12 protein-coding genes are annotated in these 18,022 nt (G+C 66.8%); 6 read left to right on the forward strand and 6 right to left on the reverse strand.

Going from position 1 to position 18,022, the window contains the following annotated elements; all coding sequences use genetic code 11:
• Positions 1 to 528 precede the first annotated feature (528 nt).
• From G9E11_RS11115 to G9E11_RS11125, 3 genes are all read left to right on the forward strand, one after another.
• The gene (locus G9E11_RS11115; protein WP_003803320.1) at positions 529 to 813 is read left to right on the forward strand and encodes an HU family DNA-binding protein; all 285 of its coding nucleotides are present in this window, start codon (positions 529 to 531) and stop codon (positions 811 to 813) included.
• Between the two features lie 116 nt (positions 814 to 929).
• Positions 930 to 3,092: a bifunctional copper resistance protein CopD/cytochrome c oxidase assembly protein gene (locus G9E11_RS11120; RefSeq protein WP_190605558.1), complete on the forward strand. Its 2,163-nt coding sequence runs from the start codon at positions 930 to 932 to the stop codon at positions 3,090 to 3,092.
• A complete protein-coding gene (locus G9E11_RS11125) occupies positions 3,092 to 5,104 on the forward strand; it encodes an NHL domain-containing thioredoxin family protein (RefSeq protein ID WP_190605560.1) in 2,013 nt (670 codons plus the stop codon). The genes G9E11_RS11120 and G9E11_RS11125 overlap by 1 nt, the downstream gene beginning before the upstream one ends.
• Before the next feature lie 694 nt (positions 5,105 to 5,798).
• On the opposite strand, the gene G9E11_RS11130 is transcribed toward G9E11_RS11125, so the two are convergent.
• Together G9E11_RS11130 and G9E11_RS11135 are read right to left on the reverse strand one after the other, a co-directional pair.
• Entirely contained in the window at positions 5,799 to 6,791 is a 993-nt protein-coding gene (locus tag G9E11_RS11130) for a hypothetical protein (protein WP_190605562.1), read from the reverse strand.
• Between the two features lie 128 nt (positions 6,792 to 6,919).
• The gene (locus tag G9E11_RS11135) at positions 6,920 to 8,647 is read right to left on the reverse strand and encodes a helicase HerA-like domain-containing protein (RefSeq protein ID WP_190605564.1); all 1,728 of its coding nucleotides are present in this window, start codon (positions 8,645 to 8,647) and stop codon (positions 6,920 to 6,922) included.
• 154 nt (positions 8,648 to 8,801) lie between these two features.
• Here G9E11_RS11135 and G9E11_RS11140 point away from each other — a divergent pair, with 154 nt between their 5' ends.
• Together G9E11_RS11140 and G9E11_RS11145 are read left to right on the forward strand one after the other, a co-directional pair.
• On the forward strand, positions 8,802 to 9,791 hold the full coding sequence (locus G9E11_RS11140) for an LLM class flavin-dependent oxidoreductase (RefSeq protein WP_190605566.1): 990 nt from the start codon (positions 8,802 to 8,804) through the stop codon (positions 9,789 to 9,791).
• 163 nt (positions 9,792 to 9,954) lie between these two features.
• Positions 9,955 to 12,582 carry a trehalase-like domain-containing protein gene (locus tag G9E11_RS11145; protein ID WP_190605568.1) on the forward strand — a complete coding sequence of 876 codons (2,628 nt, stop codon included), beginning with the start codon at positions 9,955 to 9,957 and terminating at the stop codon, positions 12,580 to 12,582.
• Positions 12,583 to 12,591: 9 nt separating this feature from the next.
• Here the strand turns inward: G9E11_RS11145 and G9E11_RS11150 are convergent, their stop codons facing one another.
• The 4 genes from G9E11_RS11150 to G9E11_RS11165 all read right to left on the reverse strand — a co-directional run bounded on the left by G9E11_RS11150 (position 12,592) and on the right by G9E11_RS11165 (position 16,384).
• Positions 12,592 to 13,713, reverse strand: a complete 1,122-nt coding sequence (locus G9E11_RS11150; protein WP_190605569.1) for an FAD-dependent oxidoreductase — start codon at positions 13,711 to 13,713, stop codon at positions 12,592 to 12,594.
• A gap of 52 nt (positions 13,714 to 13,765) precedes the next feature.
• On the reverse strand, positions 13,766 to 14,692 hold the full coding sequence (locus tag G9E11_RS11155; protein WP_190605570.1) for an AEC family transporter: 927 nt from the start codon (positions 14,690 to 14,692) through the stop codon (positions 13,766 to 13,768).
• 154 nt (positions 14,693 to 14,846) lie between these two features.
• On the reverse strand, positions 14,847 to 15,275 hold the full coding sequence (gene panD, locus G9E11_RS11160; RefSeq protein ID WP_190242970.1) for an aspartate 1-decarboxylase: 429 nt from the start codon (positions 15,273 to 15,275) through the stop codon (positions 14,847 to 14,849).
• A gap of 56 nt (positions 15,276 to 15,331) precedes the next feature.
• Positions 15,332 to 16,384 (reverse strand): LysR substrate-binding domain-containing protein, encoded by a 1,053-nt coding sequence (locus tag G9E11_RS11165; protein WP_190605571.1) that lies wholly within the window; start codon positions 16,382 to 16,384, stop codon positions 15,332 to 15,334.
• A gap of 157 nt (positions 16,385 to 16,541) precedes the next feature.
• Between G9E11_RS11165 and G9E11_RS11170 the strand changes: the two genes are divergently transcribed.
• Positions 16,542 to 18,002: an amino acid permease gene (locus G9E11_RS11170; RefSeq protein WP_190605572.1), complete on the forward strand. Its 1,461-nt coding sequence runs from the start codon at positions 16,542 to 16,544 to the stop codon at positions 18,000 to 18,002.
• The last annotated feature ends 20 nt before the right edge of the window (positions 18,003 to 18,022 follow it).

Raw genomic sequence — 18,022 nt, forward strand, 5'->3', positions numbered from 1 at the left:
CACCCGGGAGGGTGTGGGAGAGTAGGTCACCGCCGGACACTATTTACGGCTCAGGCCCCGACACTAACGTCGGGGCCTGACCCATTTAACACCCAGGGCCACACCACCCCCGGCCCCGCCGAACCCTTCCCTCAGATCCTGCAGCTCTTTCCCGGACGCGTCCTCACGTCCTGCAGCTTTTCCGCGGACGCGTCCTCAGCTCCTGCAGTCTTTTCGTAAACGCTTCCGCACCCCGCCAGAGTGAGGAAGCATCCGGGTTGAGGCGACGGGACGTGAGGAAGGGTCGGGGTTGAGGCGACGGGATGTGAGGAAGCGTCCGGCTGGGAGGCGGCGGAATATGGGTGAGGATCTGGGGCGGAGGCCGCGTTCGGCTGGAAATCCTCGAAATACCGGTGATTTAGGTCAATAAGTGGCGGAAACACGCGGAATTTATCCCCCTCACCGGTGCAAGCTGGTAAGTTTTCGAACAGTGGCTTGCACGCACGCCGCATGCAGGATCCAGAATCAAGAGCGTCCAGGAGGACATACATGGCTAAGAACCGTAGTGAACTTGTTTCCGAGGTAGCAGGCAAGGCCGGCACCAGCCAGGCAGCCGTCAACTCCGTGCTCGATGCACTGTTCGAGGTTTTCGAATCTTCTGTCGCCGCTGGCGAGAAGATCACCATCCCGGGCTGGCTCGCAGTCGAGCGCACCGACCGTGCAGCCCGCACTGGCCGCAACCCGCAGACCGGGGAAACCATCCAGATTGCAGCCGGCCACAGCGTCAAGCTGACCGCTGGTTCCAAGCTGAAGGCCGCTGTCTCCAAGAAGTAGTCTTTCGCAGCTCAGAGGAGCGGCAACCCACGAGGTTGCCGCTCCTCTTGCTTTTAACCCTCGGTTCGCCGAAACCCCGATTCGCCGCCGTGGCGACGGTAGCGGACAATGGATAGGTGCCTTCAGCAGCAAAACCCCTTACTCCGCAACCCGCGCCCGATTCGGGTACCAGGGCCACTGACAGTGCCTTCGGCATTCAGCGGCCGTGGCAGCTGGCCGGACTCGGTGCCCTCTTCCTGGGGCTGGTGGCCGCGCTGCTGTTCTCCGGTGCCGCAGCCGCCCGTGAAGTCTCCGACCCCGGCGCGCTGGTACGTTGGGGGCTCCCGGTCAGCAAGGCCATCCACAACGTCTCCCTTGCCGCTGTAATCGGCGGGCTCATCTTTGCCGCTGGCATCCTGCCGCACAAGCTCGGTGGTGCACGGTCGAAGGACAATGACGCACCCGAGCACCCGGCCTTTACCCGTGCCCTGGCCACCGCGGCGGCTGCCGGCGTGGCGTGGACGCTGTCCGCCATCGCCGTGCTGGTGCTGACGTACTCCGACGTGGCGGGGCAGGGCATCTCCGGGGATGCAGAATTCACCCGCGCCCTCGTGTACTTCATGACGGACATCGAGACCGGGCGCGCCTGGCTGGCCGTGACGATCATCGCAGCCGTGGTGACAACGGCCCTCTTCGGGGTGCGGTCGCTGACCGGCCTGGCGTTTACGTTGCTGCTGGCACTGATCGGTCTGGTTCCCACTGCCCTGATCGGCCACTCCGCCAGCTCCAACGACCACGAGGGTGCCATCAACTCGCTGGGCCTGCATCTGGTGGGCGTCAGCGCCTGGGTGGGCGGTATCATCCTGCTGGCACTGCTCTCCGGCATCCTGGCACCGCGCAACCAGGCCCGCAGCGGCCAGGCGTCCCTGCAGGGCGGCGTCGACATCACCGAACCGGTCCTCCGCCGGTTCTCCTCGCTCGCCGGTTTCGCGTTTGCACTGGTCTTCGCATCTGGCGTCGTCAACGCCAGCATCCGGGTGACAAGCTGGGGTGACCTCTTCGGCTCGGCCTACGGCCAGCTGATCCTCGCGAAGGCCGCCGCCACACTGGTACTCGGCGGAATCGGCTTCATGCACCGGCAGTGGGTCATCCCGCAGCTGGCGCGTACAGGAGCGGCCATGTCCGCGCGGCGTGTGCTCTGGCAGCTGATTCTCATCGAACTGCTCATTATGGGCGCCACGTCAGGCATCGCGGTCGCACTGGGCCGTTCAGCGCCGCCGGAACCTACTTCCTACGCCCCGGACGCCTCGCCGGCATTCATCCTCTCCGGCTACGAGTTGCCGCCTGAACTGACGCCCGAACGCTGGCTCACCGAGTGGCGCCTGGACTGGCTCTGGATTGCCGTGGCGATCTTCGGGCTGGTGTCCTACCTCCTGGGCGTGGCCAAGGTGCGCGGACGCGGGGACAAGTGGTCCTGGTTCCGCACTACGAACTGGATCATCGGCCTGCTGGTGCTGACCTACATCACGTCGGGACCGCCGTCGGTATACGGCCGCGTACTGTTCTCCGCGCACATGGTGGACCATATGGCCCTCACCATGGTTGCCCCGATCTTCCTGGTGCTCGGCGCCCCCGTGACGCTTGCGCTCCGGGCCCTTCCGGCACGGGCGGACGGGTCCCGCGGCCTCCGGGAATGGCTCCTGCTGTTCGTGCACTCGAAGTTCTCGCAGGTGGTCACCCACCCGCTGTTCGCCGCCGCCAACTTTGCCGGCTCCATTGTGCTGTTCTACTACTCGGACGCCTTCAGCCTGGCGATGCGCGAGCATGTGGGCCACGAGCTGATGAACCTGCACTTTGCGCTGACGGGGTACATCTTCGTGCTCAGCATGATAGGCACCGACCCGCTGCCGCGCCGCGCGCCGTACCCCCTGCGGCTCCTGCTCCTGTTGGCCACCATGGGCTTCCATGCCTTCTTCGGCGTGGCCATCATGGGCGGCACCAACCTGCTGGCCGCAGACTACTTCGGCAACCTCGGCCGCAGCTGGGGGCCGTCGGCACTTTTGGACCAGCAAATGGGCGGCGCAGTGGCCTGGGGCATCGGCGAAGTGCCGACGCTGCTGGTGGCGATCGGCGTCGCCATCATGTGGTCCAGGTCGGATGAACGCGAAACCCGGCGCACCGACCGGGCGGCGGACAGGAATAACGACGCCGATCTCACCGCTTACAACGATATGTTTGCCAAATTGGCTGAACGCGACGCCAAGCTGGCTGAACGCAACTCTAAGCTGGAAGGACGCTGATGAGCGAAACCGTACGCACCCACCTCCGGGTCCGCGCCTCCGAACTGGTGGGCCGCAATTGGCTGAACACCGGCGGCAAATCTTTGGACCTGGAAGCCCTGCGCGGCAAGATCGTGCTCCTGGACTTCTGGACCTTCTGCTGCATCAACTGCCTCCATGTGCTGGATGAACTCCGGCCGCTGGAGGAAAAGTACTCCGACGTCCTGGTCACCGTGGGCGTGCACTCGCCGAAGTTCGAGCACGAGGCCGATCCTGTCGCGCTGGCCGCCGCCGTGGAGCGCTACGAGATCCACCACCCGGTCCTGGACGACCCCGAGCTGGAAACCTGGAAGGCCTACACGGCCCGCGCCTGGCCCACACTGGTGGTCATTGACCCCGAGGGCTACATCGTGGCGCACCTGTCGGGCGAAGGCCACGCCGACGGCCTGGGCGTGCTCATTCCCGAGCTGATCGCCGAGCACGAGGCCCGCGGCACACTGCACCGCGGCAACGGCCCTTACGTCGCCCCGGAGCCGACGTCGGGAACCCTTCGGTTCCCCGGCAAGGCCCTCTACCTTCCGGCCGGCCGTGGTTCAGCCTCCGCCGGTTCAGCGTCCGCCAGTTCAGCGCCCGACGCCGGTGCTGCCGCCGGCGCCGCTGACGCCGGCACCTGGCTGGTCACCGACACCGGCCACCACCGCGTTCTGGAACTCGGCACCGACTTCCATACCGTGCTGAGCACGTACGGTTCCGGGGAGAAGGGCCACGCCGACGGCGACGCCGGCACCGCCCGGTTCAACGAACCGCAGGGTCTTGTCCTGCTGCCGGAAGACGTGGCAGCGAAGACGGGCTACGACGTCGTGATTGCCGACTCCGTCAACCACCGGCTGCGGGGACTGTCCCTCGCTGACGGAACGGTCACCACCCTCGTTGGCAGCGGCGTTCAGCGGCTCCTCGAGACCGGGCCCGCCCGCGTGGACGAGGACGCGGCCGGCTTCACAGGACGCCTGGGAGACCACCCCCTGGACGTGGCTCTCAGTTCACCGTGGGACGTCGTCTGGTCCAGCAAGCTGAATGCCGTGGTGATCGCCATGGCCGGCGTCCACCAGATCTTCAGCTACGAACCGCTCACCGGGGACGTTTCAATCGTCGCCGGCAACGGGCTGGAAGGCCTGCTGGACGGGGCCGCGCACGAGGCCTGGTTCGCGCAGCCCTCAGGTGTGGCCGAGGACGCCGACGGAAACGTCTGGGTGGCCGACTCCGAGACCTCTGCCCTGCGCAAGCTGGTGATCGACGACGACGGCACCGTCACCGTTGAATCAGCGGTGGGCAAGGGCCTCTTCGACTTCGGCTTCCGCGACGGCCAGGCTTCCGAGGCGCGCCTGCAGCACCCGCTGGGTGTGACGGTGTTGCCGGACGGGTCAGTGGCCATTGCCGACACCTACAACGGTGCTGTGCGCCGCTACGACCCGGCCGCCGGCACCGTGTCCACGCTGGCGCGGGGACTGGCCGAGCCGTCCGACGTGATCGTCGACCACACCCAGGTTGCGGGCTCCGAGCCGCTGCTCGTGGTGGTCGAGGCGAACAAGCACCAGCTCGTGTACGTGCCCATCCCCAAGGAAGCGCAGCAGGTGGACGAGGGCGCCGCGCAGACGCACCGGCCCAAGAGCCCCGTGGCGCCCGGCCTGCTGGAGCTCACGGTCCGCTTCACGGCGCCCACCGGCCAGAAGCTCGATGACCGCTGGGGCGACCCCACCCAGCTGAAGATCTCCTCCACCCCGCCGGAACTGCTCGTGTCCGGGGGCGGGACCTCCGTGGGCCTGCTCCGCACCCTCGAGCTGGCCTCCGACGTTCCGGAGGGCGTGCTGCACATTACTGCCCGCGCCGCCGCCTGCGACGGCCCGGAAACCGAGGACGGCGAGATCCCGGACCACGCCGCGTGCCATCTCTATCAGCAGGACTGGGGCATCCCCGTGGTGCTGCAGGCCGACGGCGACACCGAACTGGTGCTGGACCTGCGCGGCATGGACTAACGGCCCTTCGCAGTACTGACCGAAGTGGCCCGGTTTCCCGCCCTCGCGGCACGGAACCGGGCCACTGCCGTTTCCGGGCGGGTGCAAAGCTGGGCCAGCCCGGCAGCGCCGAAGGCCGGCCAGTTGTCCACATGGCCGAGATTCTGCCTGCCGTGCGAGTCCGACGGCGGGCAGGGTTGTGCGTGTGGATCCCTCATGCATCATCAAAGCAGCCGGTGGAACCTGCGTGTCCGCTGCCCCGCGGTTCAAATTGTGGCATCTCCGTCCAGCGCCGCAGCCTCATTACTGGTACAGCAACGGTCGTGCGCCAGATGGGTGTGTCAGCCATCGTCTTGCCCTTACACAACCCAAGCGCCATGGAACCAGCGCCGCGCTACCGGATGTTCTGCTCCAGGCGCTGCTCTGCCTGCCCTCGGTGGAATCCCTGGTGATGGTGGAGTGCGCCTACAACCGCGGAGACAGTGACCCCGCTTTCTTACGCGGACACCTGACTGGCAACCGGTGCGGGAAAGCGCGGGACGTTCTGGCAAGAGTGGAACGGGGCTCCGATTCGCTGCTGGAGACACTGGCGCGTTGCGCTGGCCGCAGCCGGACCAGCCCGGCTTTGGGTCGCCTGGGCGGTGAACCGGGTTATGACGAAAGGAATCTAGCGTCAAAACTGGACCAGACCAGACCAGACCGGCCGGGCGGGCTCCTAGAAGGTGAGGAGCGGCGTGACCTTGATGGTGTCGCCGTTGATGTCCAGACGCGTCGTGAAGCTGAAATCGTGCTCGACGTCCAGGGGCGAGACGGCCCCGCTGAACAGGTCGATCTGCTCCGCGGTGAGCTTTGCCTTGCCGTCCAGCGGCGCCACCACCCACCTGCCGTCAAATGGCTCGATGGTGACCTTGGGGTAGTCGGTGATGCTCCACTTGATGGTCCCGGGCACCACGCGGTTGTTGGTGACGTGGTAGAACGGGCAGTCGGGCTGGAGCTGCTGCTGCCGGCTGGCTTCGGCTGCGCACTTGTCGAGGAATTCCTTGACCCGTGCGGACACCGCCTGGTTCAGCTCGTCCGTGGCATGCGTGAGCAGGTTCAGCGGTGCGGCGGGAGCCTCCCGTCCGGAGACCGTGGCCCGCGTGGGCGGAGCGGCGAAGTATTGGCCGTTGAGGGACGCCTCGTACTCGCCCGGGTAGAACACTGCGAAGCTGTTGTGGCCGCCGGGCATGTTCACCGGCACGCCGTTGAACGTTGCCTCACCGGAGTTCACCACCGTCACGTCAACGGTGGGTAGCGTGGTCGGCACGAAGGACCACTTGTGGAAGAACAGCCATTCTGTGCCGGTGCTCTCCAGCAGGAACTCGGTGTGCAGCTGGCTGCCGTCGATGGTGTAGTCCATCGGCACCATCACCCGGTTGCCGCCACGCCCCACCGCGGCTCCGAGCTTGACGTTCGTGATCCGTGCGGCAGCCGTCTGCAGGGGGGTGCCGTCGAGCATGGAAGCGTCGGCGTCCGGTACCGACGCGCGGAGCAGGCCAAGTGCCCGTTCGCCTTCGCCGTGTTGCAGGGCCTCCAGATATTCGCGCACGGGCTGTTGCGGACTGGCCACGGAGGAGTTGACCAGGTTGACCGAAACGATGGCGCCAACGATGGCAAGCATGAGGCCCAGCAGCCATCCGGCCGCCGTCTTCACCAACGCTTGACTCATTTGCACGCACCCCACGTTACCTGCAACGTCAGGTAACTCCGGAGTAACGGCGGCCCCCATGACGCCCGCCCACCGTGCAGGAACGCCCGACGGCGGGACTCAGCCACCGCTGTCGGCGCTGCTTTCCGCTAGCGGCGGCGCCGGGACGAGGTGCCGAAAACGCCCCGCAGGAGTTCCCGGCCGAGCTGCGTTCCCATGGATCTGGCCATGCTTTTCAGGCCGCTGCCAAGGGCCCCGCCGAGGGCGCCGGTGATGTCTTCCATCATCCCGCCGGTCGGGGGAGCCTGGCGTCCGGCGGGGGGCGCCGATACCGGCCCGCCGTCCGGCCGTGCGTTTTCGGCCCGCCCGCTGCCGGGCTGCCTGCTGCTGGGGCGGCCGAGGATCTCCTCCTCGATCCGGCGGGCTTCGTCGTCGATCGCCGTTGGGCCAGGACTGCCCGGGACGAACACTTCGGGCGAAGGAGCCGGCGGCTGCCCGGCTGCCGCGGCGCCGGTGGGAGCGGCGGCCTTGCCGGTCAGCTTCTCGTACGCGGACACGTTGTCCACCGCAGTGCCGTACTTCACAAGCAACGCCGACCCCGCCACGGTACTCCTGACCAGTTCGGCGGCGCTGGGACCCATGAGGGACTCCGGCGCCCGGAGGCGGGTCAGGGCAACCGGCGTCGGGGCGCCTCGCTCGTTCATGACCGTGATGACGGCTTCGCCGATGCCCGCGGAAGTCAGAGTCTCCTCGAGGTCGTAGTCGCTGACCGGAAAAGTGGAGACGGTGGCCTTGAGCGCCTTCGCGTCCTCCGGCGTGAATGCCCGGAGGGCGTGCTGGACCCGGTTGGCCAGCTGCCCGAGGACATCTGCGGGGACGTCCTTCGGGGTCTGCGTGACGAAGAAGATGCCTACTCCCTTGGACCGGATCAGGCGGACGGTGGTGGTGATGGCTTCCAGGAAGGCCTTCGAGGCGTCATTGAAGAGCAGGTGTGCCTCGTCGAGGAAAAACACGAGCTTGGGTTTGTCGAGGTCGCCGGCCTCGGGCAGGTCCTCGAACAGGTCCGCGAGAAGCCACATGAGGAACGTGGAGAAAACCATCGGCTTGGTCTGCAGGGTGGGGAGCTCCAGGCAGCTGATGACACCGCGCCCGTCAGGCGCCGTGCGGAGCAGCTCGGCGGTGTCGAACTCCGGCTCGCCGAAGAACCGCTCCATGCCCTGCGCCTCGAGACCCACGAGTTCCCGGAGGATGACGCCGGCAGTGGCCTTGGACAGGCCGCCCAATTCCTTAAGCGGTTCCTTGCCCTCGTCGGAGATGAGGAACTGGATGACGGCGCGCAGGTCCTTCAGGTCCACCAGCTCGAGGTTGTTCTTGTCCGCAAAATGGAACACGAGCTGCAGGCTCGATTCCTGGGTGTCATTGAGCTCCAGTACGCGGGAAAGCAGGATGGGCCCGAACGACGTGATCGTGGCGCGGACCGGGATGCCGTCACCGTCCCCGCCGAGGGCCAGGAACTCCACCGGAAACGTCTTCCCGGACCATGCCTGCCCGATGCTTTCGGTCCGCTTGGCCAGCTTGTCGCTTCCGGCCGCCGCCGTGGCAAGCCCTGAAAGGTCGCCCTTAATATCCGCCAGGAACACGGGCACTCCGGCTGTCGAGAGCTGTTCCGCCATCATGTGCAGGGTGACGGTCTTGCCCGTGCCGGTGGCCCCGGCCACGAGCCCGTGCCGGTTCATCATGGACAGCGGCAGCCGGACCGGAGCGTCCTTGTGGAGTTCGCCGTCGACTATGGCGGCGCCCAACTCGATAGTGGCACCCTCCAAGGCGTAGCCCTTTTGGATGGTGGCTACTTTATCTGCGGTGGACTTGTTGGCCATGCCGCCAGCATAGCGGCAGGCGGAGGGACGGGATATGTGGACAGCGTCACCGGGCCAGACAGAAATAACCCGGGTGCCGCCGTCGTTGTTCCAACTGTGCCGGACCACCGCTGGGCCGGCAGCTGCGCAACCCCCTACGAAAGGCCATCCTGCCGTGACTCTTCCCCTCTCTATCCTCGACCTGGCAACCATCGGCAAGGGCCAGACGGCGGCGGAGAGCTTTGCCGGGAGCGTCGCCATGGCACAGCTGGCCGAAAAGCTCGGGTACCGGCGCGTCTGGTACGCCGAGCACCACAACATGTCTTCCATCGCGTCGTCGGCAACGTCCGTGCTGATCGCCCACGTCGCCGCGCACACCGAGAGCATCAGGCTCGGAGCAGGCGGCGTGATGCTGCCCAACCATTCTCCGCTCACCATCGCCGAGCAGTTCGGCACTTTGGAGACCCTGCATCCCGGCCGGATCGACCTGGGCCTGGGACGTGCTCCCGGCAGCGACCAGAACACCATGCGGGCACTGCGCCGTGACCCGCATTCGGCCGATACCTTCCCTCAGGACGTCCTGGAACTGCAGGGCTACCTCACCGGGCCCACGCGCGTGCAGGGGGTGGAGGCTACGCCGGGCAGGGGGACCAACGTGCCCCTCTACATTTTGGGCTCCTCCCTCTTCGGAGCGCGGCTGGCGGCCCAGCTGGGACTGCCGTACGCCTTCGCGTCCCACTTCGCCCCGAATGCGCTGCAGGACGCCGTCGCCGTGTACCGCCGGGAGTTCAAACCGTCGGAGCAACTGTCCGCCCCCCACGTCATCGCCGGCGTCAACGTGGTGGCTGCCGATGCTGCCTCGGACGCCCAGGAGATGCTGCGCGCCACAATGCGGGCCCGCGTCTCACTGTTCTTCGGTGGCGGGCGGCAATTCACCGACGACGAAGCGGACATGATCCTGGACTCGCCGCAGGGACAGCACGTCTCGCAGATGATGAAGTACTCGGCTGTAGGGACCCCGGACGTCGTGCTGGACTACCTGGAGGGCTTCGCCCGGCACGCCGACGCCGACGAGCTCATCGTGGCGCACCAGAGCAACGGAACCGCTGAGCGGCTACGTTCGGTGGAGCTCCTTGCGGAGGCAGCCGGACTGGTCCGCGTCTGACCTTCGCGGCAACCGCATAGTGGGCCCCACAAGGATTCCAGCCGGCAGCACGGAGCCGGCGAAGTTACATGAACGCAATAACCCGGAGATTCAGGGGAAACGGCCGCGCCGGACACTGTAGGTGTCCAAGACCGATTGGGGATAATCCGAAGGAATGCCGCGCATGCCCACTCCGCTCAACCAGGCGGTGGCTGATTCCGCACTGCTGACCAAATCCCTTCCGCTGGGTCTCTTGCGGGCCTTCGTCCAGTCTGAGGCGGCCGACGACGGGCTCACGCCCCAGTTGCTTGGCGAACTGAAGATCCTGGCCCGGACGCCGGGGCTGCTCGTGGCCTGCAATTACGGCGGCACCCTCTGCGCCGCGGAAGGCATCTCCACGGAAACACTGCCACTCGGCGGTGCGGCCATCGCCCTTAGGGCACTGGCCGCCCTGCCCAACACACACGCGGCCGTCATCTCCGGACGGTCCCTGCGCGACCTGGCTGCGGTCTCCAGGCTTCCCGCCGAGGTCCATCTGGTGGGCTCGCACGGGGCCGAGTTCGACATGGGGTTCGCCCACGGGCTGTCCCTCGCAACCGAGTCCGTGCTGCAGCAGGCCAACCAGGCGCTCCTCGAAGCGGTGGGCGCCTACAAGGGCGTCAGCATCGAACGGAAACCCGTCGCGGTCTCCGTTCACACCAGGTCCGCCGCTCCGGACGTCGCGGCCAAGTGCGCGAAAAAAGCGGAGGAGGTTGCCCGGGCCCTTGGGCTGTTCTTCGTGGTGGACGGCTCAGTCCTGGACCTGTCCGTGGTGCAGCCCTCCAAGGCCGATGCCCTGGACCACCTGCGGGCCCGGCTGGGGGTCAGCGCGGCCCTGTACGCCGGGGACGCCGTGAGCGACGAACTGGCCATGGCCACACTCCGCGGCCCGGACATGGGGCTGTGGGTGGGGGACCTACCGTCGTCGGCCAGACACCGCCTAAGGGATCCGGAATCATTCGCGCGGGTGCTTGGCATCCTCTTCGAACTGCGCCGCGCCTGGCTTTTCGGTGAGGACGCCGTCGGCCTGGAGCGCCACTCCATGATCGGAAACGGTTCCTCCACGGCGCTGGTGACACCCGATGCCAAGATCTGCTGGATGAGCCACCCCCTGCCGGACTCCGGCTCGCTCTTTGCCCATATTTTGGGTGGCGACGCCGCCGGGCACTTCTCCGTGGAGCCGGTCAAGGCGTCCCGTGTGCTGGGCCAGCGGTACGTGGACAGCACCATGATCGTGGAAACGCGGTGGGCTGACGTCACGGTGACGGACTATCTTGAGCACGCCCCGGAGGGCATCACCAGCCTGGTCCGCGTGCTGACCGGCACCGGGGCGGCGCGGATCGTCTTCGCACCCCGGCCGGACTACGCCAACGCGCCGTTCAGCATGGAGGCCCGCGGCGGCGAGCTTCACGTCGTCGGCACCTCCGACCCCATCATCCTGCTGGCGCCGGACGTCAGCTTCGCCATCACCTCGGACGGCCGGCACGCAACGGCCACCGCCGAGGTTAACCTGCAGCACGGGCCGGTGGTCTTCAACCTGCGGTGCGGCGATACGGACCCGGGGCACCCGGACTGGACTGACGAGACGGACCGCAGGGCCGCCGTCGCCCATTATTCCCGCCGCTGGGTGCAGGGCCTGATGCTGCCCTCCGTAAAACCGTCTCTGGTGCGGCGCTCGGCCCTGGTGCTGCGCGCGCTGGTCCACGAGCCCACGGGCGGCGTGCTCGCGGCCCCCACCACATCCCTGCCGGAGGGCATCGGCGGCACCCGAAACTGGGATTACCGCTACTGCTGGCTGCGGGACGGCTCCATGACCGTCAACGCCCTGGTGGATTTGGGGTCGACGGCGGAAGCCGACGGTTTCCTCAGGTGGCTGACCGGCATCCTAGCGAACGCTCCGGGCCCGGAGTGGCTGCATCCGCTGTATTCCGTGACGGGCGCGCCGCTGTCCACCGAGGCCATCATCGAGAGCCTGCCCGGTTACGCCGGATCGCGTCCAGTGCGGATCGGCAACGCAGCGGACCACCAGGTCCAGCTGGACGTCTTCGGCCCGATCGCCGAGCTCATCCACGGGCTGAGTGAGTCCCGGGAATCGCTGCCGGACGGGCACTGGGAGTTGCTGGTCCAGATGGCCAGTGCCGTGCTGGCACGGTGGCATGAGGCCGACCACGGCATCTGGGAGGCGCGCCGCGCACCGAGGCACCACGTCTACACCAAGGTGATGTGCTGGGTCACGCTGGACCGGGCCCTCCGTGCCGCAGCCCGCCACGGCCGCAGCCCCGAGCCTGCCTGGGCGGAGACCGCCGCCACCATCCGGGACGAGGTGCTCCGCGAGGGCTGGGACGACGCTGCGGCGTCCTACACCGTCGCCTACGACAGCCCCGACCTTGACGCCGCGGTCCTGCACATCGGGCTGTCCGGCCTGCTCGACGTCGGCGACCAGCGGTTCCTGGACACCGTCACGGCAGTGGAGAGGGAACTGCGGGTGGGACCCACGGTCTTCAGGTACAAGTACGACGACGGCCTGCCGGGTCTGGAGGGCGGCTTCCACATCTGCACCACCTGGCTGATTGAGGCGTACGTGGCGGTGGGCCGGATCGCCGACGCCTGGGACCTCTTCGACCAGCTGGTGAATCTGTTCGGACCCACCGGGCTGCTCCCGGAGGAGTACGACCCTGGCACCGAGACGCACCTCGGGAACCACCCGCAGGCGTACTCACACCTCGGGTTCATCCGCTGCGCCCTGCTCCTGGACCGGCACCAGCGCGTTTAGCCGGGGGTCTTATGCCCGGGAGGCGGCGAAAATGGCCGGTGCGGGGCCCTCTCCGGTGGCAAGGTCGGCCAAGATCCGGCCCACCACCGGCGTGAACTTAAAGCCGTGGCCGGCGAAGCCCGCCCCGATGACCACGGGCCCGATCCGGTCCAGCACGAAGTTGTGGTCCGGGGCGGTGGTGTAGGTGCAGCTGATGTCGGTCATTGCGTCGGCGTCCACGCCGGGCAGCCAGTCCCTCGCGTACTGCTGCAGCGCTGCGCGCTGGCGCGGTTCGGGCAGGTAGGATCTCCGGTCCGGGTCCACCACGGGACCGACGCCGTGCCAGCCCGCCTTGACGCCCTCGCCGGGGGTCAGCATGCCGTACACGGGGGAGTAGAAGCCCGCGTAGTCCCCGCCCTCGCCGGGGAAGTGGTTGAACCCGGGCCACGTGGCGCCGTCGTCGGTGATGCCGAAGTGGGCAGGCTGCTCCTGGGTGACTGTCAGGCGCGGCGTTCCCACTGCACCTGCGAGGAGCTTGGAGGTCCAGCCGCCCGCGGTGACCACCGCCTGCCGGGCGGTGAGCACCTCCGTCCGGCCGCCGTCGTCCACGGTCAGCCGGACGCCGTCGTCGAGTATTTCCAGCCCCACAACCGCCGCCCCGTGCCGGAGTGCTGCGCCGTTCCGGGCCGCGAGCCGCTGGAACGCCGGAAGGGCGGCCTCGGGGTTGAGCTGGCCGCCGTCGGGCATGTGGAGAACCTGCTGGTCGAAGCGGATGCCGCTCCAGCGCTCGCCGGCTTCAGCGAGCGGAACGAAGTCCGCGCGGAGGCCCGCGCTGTTAAGCGCTGCGTGGATCCCGCCGAGGCGCGGGTCGGGCCCGTGATTGACGACGCCGGTGCGCGCCAGCAGCCGTTCGCCGCTCGCGTCTTCAAGCTCGGCCCACAGCTTCAGCGCCTCGGCCAGCATGGCCACGTACTCGGGCTCGGCGTAGGCGAGGCTCAGGTTCCGGGTGGCGCCGTGCGATGCACCCTTGAGGTGGCCGGGCGTGAACTGCTCGAGCAGGGTCACGTCACGCCCGCGGTCGGCCAGCGCCCAGGCGGCAGCGGATCCCATGGCCCCGCCTCCGATGATCACGGTGTCCAGGGTGGTGTTCAAGGTTCCTCCAGTTCGGGCGGCAGCCGCGGAGCGGTCGGGGACGGGGCGGCAGTTATGCCAGAAGCAGGGCCACACCGATCATCGCAGGCACGGCCACGATCGTGGTGATCAGGACAGTGTCCTTCGCGACCGTGAGCCCGGCCTTGTACCGGCTGGCGGCGACGAAAACATTCTGCGCAGTTGGCAGGGCGGACGTGACCACGACGGCAAACAGCACCGGGCCGTCCAGTCCGAGGGCGAACCGGGCAAAGAGATACGCGATGGCAGGGTGCACGAAGAGCTTGAAGCCACTGGCCAGCAGGGCATCGGTTCTCCGGCCGGCGGCTGCCTGCAGCGGCTTTGACCCGTTCAGGCTCATGCCGAACGCCATCAGCATGGCCGGAATTGCGGCGCCGCCGATCAGGTGGATCGGTTCCAGGAGCAGCGGCGGGAGCTGCCATCCCGTTCCGGCGACCAGCAGCCCAAGGGCCGAACCCACAATCATGGGGTTTTTCAGGATCAGCATGACGAACCGAAGCGGCGTGGTGCGGTGCGAGCTGGTGGTGGCGTCAAGGGCCATGAGGAACATCGGCGTGAAAAACGCCAGCTGGAAGATCAGCAGGGGAGCGACATGGCTGGCATCACCGAGGACGTACACGGCAATCGGGATGCCCAAATTGGCGGAGTTCGCCAGTGAGGCGCTCATGGACGCCATCAGCGCTTCCGGGACGGTCCGCTTGAGCAGGAACCTGACGATGACAAAGAACAGTGCGGCGGTGGTGGCGGCGCCCACCGCTGCAACGAGCAGCGGGGCGGCGAAAACTTCACGCAGGCTTGCCCTGCTCAGCGTCTCGAAGAGCAGCGCTGGGCTGGCGACGAAGAAGGTCAGGCCGCTCAGGACCTGGCGGGCATTCTCGCCCAGGATCTTGCGCCTGCCCACGAACATGCCCACCAGAATGATGGACCAGACCACGAAAAAGCCTGCGAGGACGCCTAGCACGGGGTTGCCGACGGGATTGCCGTCAGGGGCAGGCTAGGGCAGGGGGTGGCATCCACCATCCCAGCCTAATCAGATTTATTCAGCCGCGGGTCACCTTGTGGCAGGGATCTCGCTGTTGCGCACCGGGTCGGTTGCGGCCAGCGGCCCGCGATGGCTAGCTCAGCGCGGCGTTGTTGAGCGCGAACGGCGGACGCAGCAGACCCGGGGTGAGGCCCTCGGCGGGGTCGTTGCCCAACTGGATGATGCGGTTGTCCTTGTCCACGTGGACAACCTTGGGTTCGTAGGCCTTGGCTTCGTCGGTGGTCATCTGCGCATACGTGATCAGAATGACGGTGTCGTTCTCGTGCACCAGATGGGCGGCGGGGCCGTTGATCCCGATGACGCCGGAACCGCGCTCGCCGGCGATGGTGTACGTCTCGAGGCGGGCGCCGTTGGTGACGTCCACAATGGCCACGAGCTCGCCGGGCAGGATGTCGGCAGCATCGAGCAGGTCCAGGTCAACGGTGACCGAACCCACGTAGTGCAGGTCCGCGTGCGTGACAGTGGCCCGATGGATTTTGGACTTAAACATTGTGCGATTCATAACGTCAACAGTCTAACGCCGGGGTCAACGCTTGGCTGTGAGCCAGGGAACATCTGCTAAACCGCTTTTGCGCCTCGCGCCGTTCTTTCTGCCCCTCCGGCTGCCGGTCCTTCGCTTACTGTGCCTTCGGTTGCCGTTGCCTCTACCCCGGCGGCTGCTGCTCCCGTCGGGGCGCCGGAGGCGTCCGCTCCGGTGTCGATTTCCTGGGCGGCCGCAATGGAGGCGGCGGTGGAGGCGAGGATTTCGCGGGCAGCGAGGATGGCGGGCCGCTGCGCGCCAGAGCGCCGCACGGAGGTGAAGACCGTCCGCCGGGGCTTGCCGGGAAGGTCCAGCAATTGGGCCGTTGTGCCCCGGCCGGTCCACACCAGATCCGGCATCAGGGCGACGGCGTTCCCCGACTCGATCAGGCGGATCTGGGCCTGGAGGTCTGCTGTTTCAAAGCGGACGTCGGGCTCAAAGCCTGCACTCCGGCATGCCTGTTCTGCCCAGTGGCGTGAGGCCGCACCGCGCGGTTCCATCACCCAGGGCATCTCGGCCGTGTCCGCGAGCGAGTCGACTTTCGCCCTGCCCTCGGCGGCCGGCGGCACTGCGAGCCGGATGGCGTCACTCGTGAGGCGGACACGGTCCAGCTCGGGGTAGCGGGGCGCGGCGTGGCCGGGGTACTGCTCGGCGATGACCAGGTCGAAGTCACGGGCCCATGTCTCATGCAGCGCCGTCTCCGGCTCGCGCTGTGTCATTTCGATCCGGACCTCGGGGTAGGTCGCGGAGAGGCGGGTCAGCGCGTCGGGCATAAGTGCCAGCGCCGCGGACTGGAAGACCGCGATCCGCACGGTGCCCGAGACAGTGGTCAGGGACGCGGCCAGGTCAGCCTCGGCCTGCTCAAGGGTTTCCAGCAAGTGCGCTGTATGCGCAACGAGGACCTCAGCCTGCGGGGTCAGCTGCACGCGGCGGCCTGTTTTTCTCAACAGTTCCACGCCCACTTCCTTCTCAAGCAGGGCCAATTGTTGGGAGACTGAGGATGGACTGTACTGCAGGGCTGCTGCCACCTCGGCGAGCGTGCCCCGGATCTTCAGCTCGCGGAGCAGCCTCAACCGGCGAACATCAAGCATGGGCTGTTCCTTGGGTTGCACAAATGAATAGCTGGACTAACGAATACTGGTTAGAAGTATGCACTTTATCTAATGCAACACTGCTTGCATACTAAACAGATTGAGTTATCCCCATCACAGGGCGAAATGGTGGGGCCGCACCTACGCAGGAGTCCCGATGAGTACAACAGATCCATCGCAGTCAATCTTGAGGCGGAAGCCCATTGACGACATCGAAGTAGAGAACAAGCACAGCGGGCTATTCAAGTCCCTCGGACTGTGGCAGTTGACCGCAATCGGCGTCGGCGGCATCATCGGCGTCGGTATCTTCTCGCTGGCCGGACTCGTGGCGCACGGCAGTGCCGACACGCCCGGCGTCGGGCCTGCGGTGTTGATTTCCTTCCTGATCGCCGGCCTTGCCTCGGCTGCCGCGGCGCTCTCCTATGCAGAATTCGCGGGCATGATCCCGCGCGCCGGTTCGGCTTACACCTACGGCTACGTGGCCCTGGGCGAAATCATCGGCTGGTTCATCGGCTGGGACCTGCTGCTGGAGTACATCGCCATCGTGGCCGTGGTGGCCATTGGCATCTCCGGCTACTTCGACGCGTTCCTGACCGGCATTGGAATTCATATGCCGGTCTGGATGACGTCGACGCCGGACGAGGGGAAGGGTGGCATCATCAACCTGCCCGCCATCCTTGTCTGCCTGCTGGTGACTTGGATCCTCTCCCGCGGCACCAAAACTTTCGGCCGGTTTGAACTGATTGCCGTTGCCATCAAAGTTGTCCTGATCCTGTTCATCATCGGGTTGGGTGTCTTCTACATCAACACCGAGAACTTCAACCCGTTCATGCCCAGCGGCTTCGGACCGGTCTTGGCAGGATCGGCCACCGTGTTCTTCGCGGTGTTCGGGTATGACGCCATGAGTACCGCGGCGGAAGAGGCAACCGACGGCAAGAAGCACATGCCCAAGGCGATCATCCTGTCCCTCATCATCGCCATGCTGCTCTACGTCGCCGCAACCCTCGTGCTCACCGGCATGCAGAACTACAAGGACATCGACCCCGCCGCGGGCTTTGCATCCGCGTTCCAGGGCGTCGGCCTTCCCGTCATTGCCACCATCATCTCGGTCTTCGCCGTGCTGTCCATCCTCACCGTGATGCTCACGTTCCTCCTCGGCGTCACCCGAGTGTGGTTCTCCATGAGCCGTGACGGTCTCCTCCCCGGCTGGTTCTCGAAGACGGACCGGCACGGTACGCCGCAGCGCGTGACCTGGATCGGCGGCATTGCGTCGGCGCTCCTTGCAGGCGTGTTCCCCATCAAGGCCGTCGCCGACCTCACCAACATCGGCATCCTCGCCGCGTTCGTGGTGGTGTGTGTTTCCGTAATCATCTTCCGCTACACCAAGCCCGAGGCGCCGCGAACCTTCCGCCTGCCGCTGATGCCGGTGGTCCCAGCGTTCGGCGTCCTGGCCTCCGCCTTCCTGATGTTCCAGCTCCACTGGGAAACTTGGCTGCGCTTCTTCGTCTGGCTCGTGATCGGCCTGGTGATCTACTTCGGCTACGGCAAGCGGCACTCGCTGATGAACCCGAACAGCCCGCGGCACGACGAAGCTGTGGAGATGCACACACAGGTGTAGACCACTCACCTCTGACGCGT

The sequence above is a fragment of the Arthrobacter ipis genome (assembly GCF_014694315.1).
GTDB lineage: Bacteria > Actinomycetota > Actinomycetes > Actinomycetales > Micrococcaceae > Arthrobacter > Arthrobacter ipis.